Source organism: Streptomyces sp. R41, assembly GCF_041053055.1.
In the GTDB taxonomy this organism is placed as follows: Bacteria; Actinomycetota; Actinomycetes; order Streptomycetales; family Streptomycetaceae; genus Streptomyces.
In genome coordinates this window covers 5800222-5812192 of the sequence record NZ_CP163443.1, presented here as the reverse complement: position 1 = coordinate 5812192, position 11971 = coordinate 5800222, and the positions used below count along the sequence as shown (strand labels likewise).

General features: G+C 68.6%; 7 protein-coding genes. 5 read left to right on the top strand and 2 right to left on the bottom strand.

Features of this window, described 5'->3' with window-relative positions; genetic code table 11:
• Positions 1–90 precede the first annotated feature (90 nt).
• Both AB5J53_RS26615 and AB5J53_RS26610 read right to left on the bottom strand, forming a co-directional pair.
• The gene (locus AB5J53_RS26615; protein ID WP_369248170.1) at positions 91–1707 is read right to left on the bottom strand and encodes an MFS transporter; all 1617 of its coding nucleotides are present in this window, start codon (positions 1705–1707) and stop codon (positions 91–93) included.
• A 485-nt stretch (positions 1708–2192) separates the two neighbouring features.
• Positions 2193–2690 carry a MarR family winged helix-turn-helix transcriptional regulator gene (locus tag AB5J53_RS26610; RefSeq protein WP_369248169.1) on the bottom strand — a complete coding sequence of 166 codons (498 nt, stop codon included), beginning with the start codon at positions 2688–2690 and terminating at the stop codon, positions 2193–2195.
• A 998-nt stretch (positions 2691–3688) separates the two neighbouring features.
• On the opposite strand from AB5J53_RS26610, the gene AB5J53_RS26605 reads away from it, so the two are divergent.
• From AB5J53_RS26605 to AB5J53_RS26585, 5 genes are all read left to right on the top strand, one after another.
• Positions 3689–5557, top strand: a complete 1869-nt coding sequence (locus AB5J53_RS26605) for an acyl-CoA dehydrogenase family protein (protein ID WP_369248168.1) — start codon at positions 3689–3691, stop codon at positions 5555–5557.
• Positions 5558–5605: 48 nt separating this feature from the next.
• Entirely contained in the window at positions 5606–5896 is a 291-nt protein-coding gene (locus tag AB5J53_RS26600) for an acyl carrier protein (RefSeq protein ID WP_369248167.1), read from the top strand.
• Positions 5896–9915, top strand: a complete 4020-nt coding sequence (locus AB5J53_RS26595; RefSeq protein ID WP_369248166.1) for an amino acid adenylation domain-containing protein — start codon at positions 5896–5898, stop codon at positions 9913–9915. Before AB5J53_RS26600 ends, AB5J53_RS26595 begins: the two co-directional genes overlap by 1 nt.
• Positions 9902–10354, top strand: coding sequence for an SRPBCC family protein (locus tag AB5J53_RS26590; protein WP_369248165.1), 453 nt, complete (start codon positions 9902–9904; stop codon positions 10352–10354). The genes AB5J53_RS26595 and AB5J53_RS26590 overlap by 14 nt, the downstream gene beginning before the upstream one ends.
• Before the next feature lie 254 nt (positions 10355–10608).
• A complete protein-coding gene (locus AB5J53_RS26585) occupies positions 10609–11910 on the top strand; it encodes a beta-ketoacyl synthase (protein ID WP_369248164.1) in 1302 nt (433 codons plus the stop codon).
• The last annotated feature ends 61 nt before the right edge of the window (positions 11911–11971 follow it).

Genomic DNA, 11971 nt, shown 5'->3' with positions numbered 1-11971 from the left:
ACCGTCCCGGTGGCGCGGGGGAACAAACCACCGGGACGGTGACTGAGGGGGAGGGCCCGGCGTCGTCAGCCGGTCCCGTCCAAGCCTGCGTCAGGCGGACACGCCCACCGCGACGTCCGGCGACGCGTCGCCCGGCCGTACCTCGCCGTCCTCGTCGACGTCCGGCGGAATCGTCGACAGCGCACTGGAGTGCAGGTCCTGCGTACGCAGCATGAGGAAGCCGATGAACGCGGCGACGAACCCGAGGATCGCGCTCAGGGTCATGGCACTGTGGAAGGCGCTCATGAACGCGTCCTGCCCGGCGGCCAGTACCCGGTCGTGCAGGGGTCCCGCGGCCTTCGCGACGGCGTCGAGTCCTCCGGCGCTGATGCCGTGGGAGGCCTGCTCCGCGGCATCGTGCCCCATCTGCTTGCCGGCCTCGGAGGAGGTGAAGTCATTGGACACGCGGTTCTGGAAGAACGCGCCCACGCCGGCGATACCGACCGCGATGCCGACCTGCTGGAAGGTCTCGTTGATGCCGGAGGCCACACCGGACTTGGCCGGCTCCGTGACACCGATGGCCAGCGCCGCCCGGGCCGGGTTGAAGGCGCCCATGCCGATGCCGGCGATGACCAGCGCCGGGATGAGCACGGTCCAGGACGAGTCGGCCTCCGTCAGGTTCAGGCACAGAATGCCGATGGCCATGACCAGGGTCGAGCCACCCAGCAGCACTCGGAAGGGGACCTTGCCGATGAGGCCGCCGCCGATGGCGCCGGCCACGAACATCGCGCCCGTCAGCGGCAGGAAGCGCAGGCCAGTGCCCCAGGCGTCCACATGCAGCATGTTCTCGAGGTAGCTGGTCTCGAAGAACACCGAAGGCAGGGCTCCGGCGTTGCCGATCATGGCGACGAGGGAGATGCCGACGAAGGTGGGGTTGCGGAAGAACGCCAGGTCGATCATGGCGCGCTCGCCCAGCCGCCGCTCGATGGCCACGAACAGGACCAGGAAGATCGCACTGGCCGCGTAGAGACCCAGCGTGGTGGCGCTGGTCCAGCCCTCCTCGGGCGCGCGGATGGTGGCGAAGACCAGTGCCGCGAGCGCGATGCTGAAGGTGGCGAGGCCGGCCCAGTCGGTGGGGTGGGCCCGCTTGTTGAGCGACTCCCGGACGCGCAGGGCGCCGATGAGGATGGCGACGACACCGACCGGCACGTTGATGTAGAAGATCCAGCGCCAGGACAGCGAGTTGATCAGCGAGCCGCCGATGAGCGGGCCGGTGGCGACGGCGAGACCGACAGCGGCGCCGAAGGCGGTGAAGGCTGTCGCCCGCTCCTTGCCGTGGAATTCATGGCTGAGCATCGCCGGACCGACCGCGAACATGATGGCGGCACCGATGCCCTGGATGGCGCGGAAGGAGCTCAGCGCCCCGGCACCATCGGCCAGGCCACAGGCTAAAGAAGCAGCGGTGAAGATGGCGAAGCCCACCTGGAAGAGCTTCTTGCGGCCGATCCGGTCGGCGAGTGAGCCCGCCGCCACCAGGAAGATCGCGAGCGTGAGGGCGTAGGCGTCGAACACCCATTGCAGGTCGGAGAAGCTGCTGCCCAGGGACTCGTGGATCTGCGGCAGAGCGATGGACACCACGCTCAGATCGAGCATCAGCATGAACGTGCCCAACGCGACGATCCCGAGTGTCCACCACCTCGTGGGCGATGGTGCGCGTTCTGCGGACATGGTGGAAGGCTCCAATCAGCAGGATCAATCGATGATGGAAATCTAGATGATTGGAAAGTCGGGCGTCAACAGTCGTCACGGTCGGTAGCGCCCAGCCGATCTCGCAACCCGGCCGCCACCCACTTTCGGTGCGCATATCCTCACGCAGAGTGACCATTCTTGACGCGGTGGGACCGGGCCGGGGTTGGGTGCCGGCCGTCGACAGCATGAGGGCTCGAGTGCCGGGCACGCGAAAACCGCCAGGCACGCGAAAGCGGTGCAGTGAAGGTGTGTGGGTCAGGTGATGCGAACCTCGACGGCTCGAGCCGTCAGCCCCCGCGCAACGTCGCGCGGACAGCACGAAGGGAGTGAAGCCGGTCCGCCCGGCGCCGTGAGCGCCTCAATCGGATCCGCCCGACGCCGTGGGTCTCAGTCTGAACAGACGGGACGCCGGCCAGGCGGCCTGCGTCGGTCGGAACAGACGGACGCCGGCCAGGCGGCCTGCGTCAGTCGGAACAGACGGACGCCGGCCAGCGGCCCGCCAGCATCCTGCCGAGCATCTCGCGCAACGCGTCGCGCTCGCCCTCCGCGAGCGTGCCGAAGAAGGCCGACTCGACCTCCGTGGCCACCCGGTCCGCCGTCGCGAGCGCCTCGCGGCCGGACTCGGTGAGGATCAGGTTGTAGCGCCGTCGGTCAGCCGGATTGCGCCTGCGCTCGACGTGCTGATTGCGCTCCATCTCGTCGATCACTGTCACGACCGTGGTCGGGTCGAGGTTGAGCAGTCGACTCAGATCCTGCTGGGAGAGCTCGGGTCCGCCGGCCAGGGCGGCCAGCACGAAGAAGTAGCGGCTGCGCATGCCGATCGCTCCCAGCGCCTTCTCCACGTCCTCCACCAGCAGCAATCCCGCCTTGTGGAGCAGATAGCCGGGGCGCTCGGCGATGAGGAAGTCCTTCCGGGGCGACAGGTGCGCCCCTTCTCGCTCGGCGTTGCCGCTGCGCGCCATGAGCGGACTCCCTTCAATCATCCGTAATCTCCACTATCGAAGATAACAATGTTTCCCGGGAATGGAACCTGCCCAGCCGTGGTGATCGCCACAGCCGGCGGCGCGATCCAGCCACGTCGCACAGCTGCGACGCGGGACGCGTTCCGGCCACCTCAAGCAGCCGCGCCGCGGGACGCGTTCCGGCCACGTCGCGCACTCGCGCCGCAGGACGCCCGCCGCCCCGGACGGAGCAAGCGGCCACGACCCGGTCGCGTCCCGCGAGGTGGTGAGTAACGCGGAATTCACTCCTCCGTAATCCAAAGCCGCAGCTCAGCCACCTCGCGAGCGGAGAGCTGAACGGAATAGCACGGTCCACATGACCGGAAATGGAATGAGTCATTCACGGCGAATGATCGAGGTCAGCCTCGCGGTAAGGGCTTGCAGAATTTGATATCCAGTCAAGACCCGAGAATAAGAATGTGGCTGGCGTCACATGGCGCGTGGTGGCCTGCCTGCTACAGTCCCGCAGCGTCGGGTTCGATCACTACTTGCGGTGGCCGGGCAACGCATGGCGACGAAATCGAAAGCCACGCATCCGCCAATCGGGAACCGCGCGGCAAGACCGTCTGGCAGCGCGCCATTCACCTTGGCGACCAGGTAACCTTCGCAACCGGACAACGGGGAAGCGAGCCTCAGTGAGGCTCGAAAACAAGGAGCTCGCCGGGACCAGGCCGAGTTTCCGAATTCACGTCACGGGGGACGTTGAAGTGATTCATTTTTCGTTCGGCTGCTGTTGTAGATAGCGCTGGCGTCGAAAGACGCGCGCCCTTTCGCGCCGTTCTCACTGTTGCATAGTCCGTCAATGCAGCCGGGCCATGCCTACTCTATTTCCGTTGCGCCGCACTGCGCCCTTTGTGTGTCGTGCTGCGCGCGATTCGCGGTTAAATTCTTCCTCCACTACCAGTAATTGCCGGACAGGGCTGCCCCCTGTCCTCTCAAGCATGGAATTGGAGCGGTCAATGACCAAGTCAGACGTCGAAATGTCTCCTGTGAGCGCCATATCCGGTGGGGCCGTGCAACGTCCCGTGGAAGCCCCTGCCCTGGCAGAGGCTCTGGAGGACTGGCTGGGTGACCCCGAATTGGAGTCAAATTCCATATCCTTTGTTCGGGCCCTGGAGCTCGACGAGCGTGATGAATTACCGGCCGCCGGTATCAATCAAGTGCGTGCATTCGGATTCAACCGGTACTTCGTTCCCGAGTGGCTGGGCGGTGATCTCCGGGCCGCCGAGGACATCTTGATGCTCACCCGTGTGATCGCGCGCCGGGACATGAATGTCGCGGTGAGCGAGAGCACGCAGGTGTGGATGATGCTCGCCTGGATCGGCGGCGATGCCGAACAGCAGGCGAAGTACGCGGCCACGGTGCTGCGCGGAGGGGTCGTCCCCTGTCTGGCCTACTCCGAGCCAGGGCACGGTGCCGACCTGGCCGCCAACCGGTTCGTGGCCACCCCGGACGGTTCGCAGTACGTCCTGTCCGGCGAGAAGTGGCCGATCAACCGAGGCCGGACATCGACCCACGTGGTGCTGCTCGGTACCACCGGGAACGATGAAGTGCCGGCCAAGCGCAAGCAGTCCATGTTCCTCGTGGACAGGTCGCAGGTCATATCCGGCGAGGTGACGGGTGTCCCCCGCGTTCCCACCTACGGCCTGCGCGGATGCGACATCAGCGGAGTCGCCTTCAACGACGCCCGGGTGGATGCCTCGGCCCGACTGGGCGCCGAGGGAGAGGGACTCGAACTGGCCCTGCGGGGCCTGCTGATCACCCGGACCTTCTGCACCGGACTGTCGCTCGGCACGGGCGACACCATGCTGCGGGCGGTGAGCGGATTTCTGTCCGACAGGGTCCTTTACGACGGCCCGGCAAGCGAGATCCCGTACGTTTCGGAATCCCTCGCCAACGCGTACCTGAGCATGCTGGTCGCGGAATGCGAGAGCCTGGTGGCGATGCGCGGGCTCCATCTGTACACCGAGCAGTTCAGCATCTGGGGGAACCTGGCCAAGGTGCAGGTGGCCCGCCTGGTCGACTTCAACAGCAAGGCGCTTTCCCGCACGCTGGGCGCCCGGTATTTCATGCGTGCCCCGGAGCACGCGGGCACTTTCCAGAAAATGCTCCGCGACGGTGCCGTCGTATCGGTTTTCGACGGCAGTGAACCGGTCTGCCTGGACAGCATCGCGCTCCAACTGCCCGCCCTGGCCAAGGCCCATGGCAAGGACCAGGACGAGGACTGGCGCACGCTGTACGACCTGCGGGCCGAACTGCCCGCCTTCGAGCCGGACCGGGTGAGCGTGTTCGGCCGCGGCAGGGACGCGACGTTCGCCAGCCTGCCCGCACTGATCAGCCGCCTCGCCGAGCTGTCGCCGTCCGCCGGCTGCGACGAGGACCGGCTCGCCGTCCTGCGCGCCCAGGCCGAGCAGCTGCGGCAGGAGCTCGACGCGCTGCTCGAGCGGGTCCACGAGGTGCGACGGTGGTCCGCCGCCCAGCCCGCGGGGCCGTCGGCGTCCGCCAAGACCACCCCGCCCCGGCTGATCCGGGTGGCGGAGGAATTGAGCGCCCTGCACGCCAAGGTGGCGGCGCTCGGAATATGGCTGTTCAACCGTGACCACCTAGGTGAGTTCTTCGCCGATGGCGAATGGCTGCAGGCCGCTCTGGCCCGCAAGCAGATCCACCAGTACGAGGCCGGTGACCTTCAGCCGTCGACCACCTGGAAGCTCTTCACCCAAATGAACCTCCAGCGCACCAACAACGAATTCTTTTCCATCCGGACCGTGCGCCTGGCCGAGCCGGGTGCGCGAGAGGCGAGCCAGGATCACGAGTCGGCCGTCGCCTGAACGACCCCAACCTGCCCACACCGGAACATCGGAAGGTTTCGACCTGCAATGAGCACGAAGAACATGACGATCGACGACGTGAAGGACGTACTCGTCAAAGCCGTGGCTGCCGAAGCCGGCATCTCTCCCGCCGAGTTAGAGACCGACCAGCCCTTTACCTCGTACGGCCTCGATTCCATGGCGGCGCTCTCCGTCGGAATGGAGATCGAGGACGCCTGCGGCCTTTCCGACCCGCCGGTGGACCTGCTGTGGGACCACCCGACGGTCGACACCCTGGCCGAGGCGCTCTGGAAGCTGATGAACGCCGAGCCCGTGTCCGCGGCCACGGACGGTCAGTGATGACGACCGTGACATCCAAGTCCGCCGATTCGCCGGCGATTTCCCTGCCTTTCGTCAATGCGCAACAGGCCGGCCTCTGGTTCATCCACGAGACCGACCCGGAGTGCTCCGCCTACCACATCGTGTTCGCCGCGGAGGTCACCGCCGACGCCGAGCTGGGAGCCAGGGTCAGGGAGATCCTCGACGACCTGATGCGCGAGCACGACGCCCTCCGGATCAGTTTCCGCCCCGGCGCGGACGGGCCCACGCAGTGGGTGCAGGACTCCGTGCCGCTCGACATCCGGCACACCGACGCGCGGGACGTGGCCCCGGAGACGCTGCGGGACCGCATCAGGACGGACAGCCGGACACCGTTCGACCTGTCCCAGCCGCCGCTGTGGCGCATTCACCTCTACCGCACCGCGGAGCGCACGTGGGTGTTCACGGTCGTGATGCACCACGTCGCGTCCGACTTCTGGTCGCTGGCGCTCCTGCTCTCCGAGGTGCGCAGCCGCCTGGAGGGTACGCCGAGTCAATTCGTGCTCGACGGCGGTGCCTTCGCGGCCTACGCCGAGCAGCAGCACTCCTTCCTGACCACCGACAAGGCCAGGGCACTGCTCGACGGCGAGGCGAAGCGGCTGGCGGAGGTGCCGCCCAGCCTGGACCTGTACGGCGACCGGCCACGGCCGCCCGCGCCGTCGTACGACGGCGGCTCGGCGCCGTTCGCGCTCTCGGCCGCCGCGACCGAGGCGGTGCGGCAACTGGCGCGTGAGACCTCGGCGACGCCGTACATGGTCTTGCTGTCCGCCTACTTCGTGCTGCTGAGCCGACTGAGCGGCCAGTCGGACATCCTGGTCGGCACCCCGACGTCCGGTCGCCTGCAACGGCAGTTCCGCGACGCCATCGGCAACTTCGTCAACACCGTCGTCGTACGTGGCGAGGTCGACGAGGAGTCGACGTACCGCCAGTTGCTCTCGTCCGCCCGTGAGCGGGTGCTCGAGGCGACGCGGGCGCAGGCGCTGCCCTTCCCCTGGCTGGTCCGGGAACTGGCGCCGCCACGGGACCCGAGCCGGACTCCGCTGTACCAGGCCGGCTTCGCCTGGGACCGGCTGCCGTTCCTCAACGACATGGACGAGTTCTTCCTGCTGGAGCCGGGCCCGGACGCCGAGCTGAGCATCGCGGGCGCCACCGTGCGCCCGTATCCGCTGCCGCAGCAGGAGGGCCAGACCGATCTGTGGATCGAGATGGGCGCGGAGCGGCAGGGAGCCTACGCGGGCGTCCTGCGCTACAACACCGACATCTTCCTGGCCGGCACGGCCCGCGAACTGGCCGCCACGTTCGTCACCACGGTGGAGACCCTGGTCCGCAACCCGGACGAGCCGCTGCGCAGCCTCGTACGAGGTGACGAGCGACAGCTGGCGCTGCTTGCCGACAAGGGCTCCGGCCCCGAGCGCGAACTGCCCCCGGCCAGGCTTCCGGAACTCTTCCGGGACCAGGCCCAGCGGACGCCCGACGCGACCGCGCTTGTCGCCGACGGCGAGGAATGGAGCTACGCCCGGCTCCTGGCGGCGGTCGAGAAGGTCGCGGCGGCCCTGCGCGCGGGCGGCATAGCCGCGGGTGATCGCGTCGCGGTGATGGCGGAGCGCGGCGCGCCGCTCGTGGCCGCCCTCCTGGGTGTCCTGGAAGCCGACGCCGCCTACGTGCCGCTGGATCCCAAGCTCCCCGTCGAGCGGCTGACCTACATGGCCGAGGACTCCCGGGCGCGGCTGCTGCTCAGCCAGGAGTGCCTGCGCGAGAGTTGGCTGCCCGGCCTCCCGGTTCTGACGCTGGACGACCTGCGGGCCGGTGTCTCCGGCGCCACCGCGCCGGCCCCCGCGGACGGCGGGAGCGGGAACGGAGACGCGACCGCCCCGTCGGACCTGGCGTACATCCTCTACACCTCGGGCTCCACCGGACGGCCGAAGGGCGTGGCGATCCCCCACCACGCCCTGACGAACCTGCTCCTGGCGATGCGGGAGAACACCGGGTTCTCCTCCTCGGACAGCCTGCTCGCCGTCACCACGATCTCGTTCGACATCGCCGGCGTGGAGCTGTTCATGCCCCTGGTGGCCGGCGGACGCGTCATCGTGTGCGACAGCGAGACGGCCGCCGACGGCGCCGCCCTCGCGGCCCGTGTCGAGGACTCCGGCGCCACGTGGATGCAGGCGACCCCCACGTCGTGGCGCATGCTCCGTGACGCCGGCTGGAACGGCAGCCCGCGGCTGAATGTGATCTGCGGCGGTGAGGAACTGCCGCTCGACCTTGCCGAGTTCATGACCGGCCGGGTGGCGAGCCTGCGCAACGCCTACGGGCCGACCGAGACGACCATCTGGTCCACCGTGGGTCTGGTCGAGCCCTCTTCCGGCATCGACATCGGCGTGCCGCTCGCCAACACCCAGCTGTACGTCCTCGACCCGCAAGGGCGCAGCGTCGAGCCGAACTTTCCCGGCGAGCTGTGGATCGGCGGCGACGGCCTTGCCATCGGCTACTGGGACCGGACGGAGCTGACGTCGCAGCGATTCGTCACGGGGTTGCCGGCCGCTCCCCAGCAGCGCCTTTACCGCACCGGCGACCGGGCACGGTGGACCAGCGACGGCCGGCTGCTGCACCACGGTCGTCTGGACAACCAGGTCAAGCTGCGCGGTTACCGCATCGAACTCGCGGAGGTCGAGGCCGTCCTCGAAGCAGTGGACGGGGTGTCCGCGGCCGTCGTCGTCGTCCGGGACGACCGGCTCGTCGGCTACCTGGTGGCGGAGCCCGGGACCGAGTTGAAGGTGGCGGACGTCAAGTCGGCGGCAGCGGTGTCGCTTCCGCAGTACATGGTGCCCGGCATCATGGTCGTCCTGGACGAACTGCCGCTGACGGCCAACAAGAAGATCGACCGCAACCGGCTGCCGGAGCCCGTCGTCACCTCGGACGCCACCTTCGAGAAGCCGCGCGACGCCACGGAGATCACGCTGGCGCGGATGTGGACCGAGATCCTGGGGATCTCCCAGGTCGGCGTCCACGACAACTTCTTCGACGTGGGCGGCCATTCCCTGCTTGCCGTCCGGCTCAGCGCGGCCATCCGCAAGGAGTGGGACGTGGAGATCCCGATCTCCGTACTGCTGCGGCAGGGCACCATCGCCGAACTGGCCACCATCGTGCGTCGCGGCGGCCAGGAGAACTCGCGCGCCCCGATCGTCACGCTGCGGGAAGGGGAAGCGGGCGAACGGCCGGTCTTCCTGTTCCACCCCTTCGGCGGCACCGTCTTCTGCTACGTCGAGCTGACGCGCCACCTCCCGCAGGGCAGGGCGGTCCTGGCGATCGAGGCCCCCGGCATCGAGAACGAGGGCGAGGCCGAGATCAGCGTGGAGGCGATGGCCGCGCGCTACATCGAATACGTCAAGGAGATCCAGCCGACCGGCCCGTACGCCCTGGGCGGATGGTGCTTCGGCGGTGTGATCGCCTACGAGGTGGCCGGCCAACTGCGCGCGGCGGGAGAGGAGATCGAGTTCCTCGTCGGCATCGACAGCCGCGCACCGATCGAGGAGAACATCCCGGAGTCCGCGGACGACTCGACGATCCTCTCGTGGTTCGCGCGGGACCTCGCGGTGCCCTACGGCAAGAGCCTCGACATCCCCGCGGAGGACCTGCGGGCACTCGGCGGTGACGCCGCGTTCGACCACATCCTGGAACAGGCCGCCGCCATCGGCGTGCTGGCCGAGGACGCGGACCGAGCGCAAATCCTCCGCTACTTCGAGGCGTACCTCGCCAACGGCATTGCCCTGCAGACCTACCTCCCCGAACCGAACGACCTCGACCTGGTGCTGCTGCGCGCGGTCGACGAGACGGTGGACTACGGGCCGAAGCTCGGCTGGGAGGCACTGATCAAGGGATCACTGCAGGTCGTCGACGTCTCCGGGGACCACAACTCGGTGATGTATCCGCCGCACGCCGCCGTCGCCGCGCAGGCGATCGCACAGCACATGGGAGGGCACACCAACGATGATCAAGGCTGAGTACGCATTCGACCTTCCGGTATCGCCGAAGGAAGCGTTCGCGCTCCTCTCGGACCCGGCCCAGGACCCCGAGTGGCAAGCGGCATGCGTGGACGTGCGGTTGCTGAACGGGGCCGCGCGAGCAGGCAGCCGGTATGAGATCACCTTCCAGCTGATCGGCAAGCGGATGACCTTCACCGTCGAGGTCACCGAGTTCGAGCCGGGCCACCGCTCGAAGTTCCACGTGCTGGAGGGGCCGTTCCGATACATCGGCACCTACGACTACACCGAGAACGAGGACGGGTCCACCGGCGTGCACTGGACGTTCGAGGTGGAGCCCGGGGACTACTTCGGCATCATGCCGAAGTCCCTGCTGCGGAAGGTGCTCGTCAACTCGGTCAAGAAGGACTCCGGCAAGCTGGCCGAAAAGCTGAGGCAGGAGGCGCGGACCCGGCCCTGAGCGGTCGTCCACGCGCGGATGTTCACGCGTCATCCCGCTCGCCGGCGGCAGGGCGGCCTCCGGCGAGCGGGGCATCACCGCCGACCGTCGTACGGCCCTGCCGCCGCCGTTCTCAGCGGCGCTCCGGAGGCGGGGCCGAACGCGCGCACCACTTCACCTTCGCGCCGAGCCGTGCCCCGGCGCGCCGGTCCCCCACCACATCAGTGTCCTGGACAGGAGAAGTCATGCCAGCGGAAACCCGTCAAGAAGAGATCATGCCGAACCGCAGTCGGACCGGGGACAGCGCCGTGAGTCCGGAACGTACGAAAGTCGTCATCACCGGGCTCGGGGAGACCACCGCGCTCGGCGGTGACGTCGCCAGTACGTGGGACGCGATGGTGCGCGGTGACAGCGGCATACACCTGCTCGACGACGAGCCCTGGGCGAAGGAACTGCCGCCACTGCTCGGCGGGCGCGTGCGGGTCGAGCCCGGCCCCGGCCTCGAGCACAAGCAGCGCCGGCGCCTCAGCCGCACCGCCCAGTTCGCCGTGACCGCCGCGTCGGAGGCGTGGAACGACGCGGGCCTCGACGACGCCTCCGTCCCCCCGCAGCGGGTGGCCGTGGTCGTATCGGCCGCGCTGGGTGACATGACCTCGATCATCGACGGTTGGGAGTTGCTGAAGCAGCGGGGCTGGAAGCGGGTGCCCCCCATGACGGTGCCCATGTCCATGGGCAACGGCTCCGCGGCTGCCGTCGCCCTGCTCGTGAACGCACGCGTCGGTGTGCACGCCACGGTGAACGCCTGCTCGTCCGGGACTCAGGCGCTGGTGACGGCGGCCGACCTGATCCGCCGCGGAGACGCGGACATCGTGGTGGCAGGTGGCGCGGAGGCTCCATTGCACCCCATGGTCCTCTCGTCGTTCGCGGCCATGCGGGCGCTGTCGCAGCGGGCGGACGATCCCGCGTCGGCGTGCCGCCCCTACGACGCGGAGCGCGACGGGATGGTCCTCGGCGAGGGGGCGGGCATCCTCGTCCTGGAGTCCGAGCAGCACGCGCGGGAGCGCGGCGCCAGGATCTACGCCGAGCTCGCCGGAGTGGGGATCTCCTCGGACGCGTACCACATGGTGCAGCCGGAGCCGAACGGCGCCGGAACCGCCACGGCCGTCCGGGCCTCGCTCGACGACGCCGCTGTTTCGCCCGCGGACGTCGCGCACTTCAACGCCAACGGCACGGCGACCGTGCCCGGCGACGCGGCCGAGGCACGCGCGGTGCAGGCCGTGTTCGGGGACGCCTCCCAGGGGCCGGCGGTCACTGCGAACAAGTCGATGACCGGTCACAGCCTCGGTGCGGCAGGCGCGATCGAGTCGATCACCACGATCCTCGCCCTTCATCACGGCCTGGTACCGCCGACCCGCAACTTCACCCGCCTGGATGAGGACCTCTCGGTCGACGTGGTGCACGGCACCCCGCTCAAGCTGGGGAACGAACAGATCATCGCGGTGAAGAACTCGGCTGGATTCGGTGGCCACAACGTGGCCCTGACCTTCCGAGGCGTTGCCGCCCGGTCCGTCGACTGATCGGCACTCCTCGTCGTTTCGGCTCCGCTGCCGGGGCCCGGGAACCGGGCCCCGGCAGCCA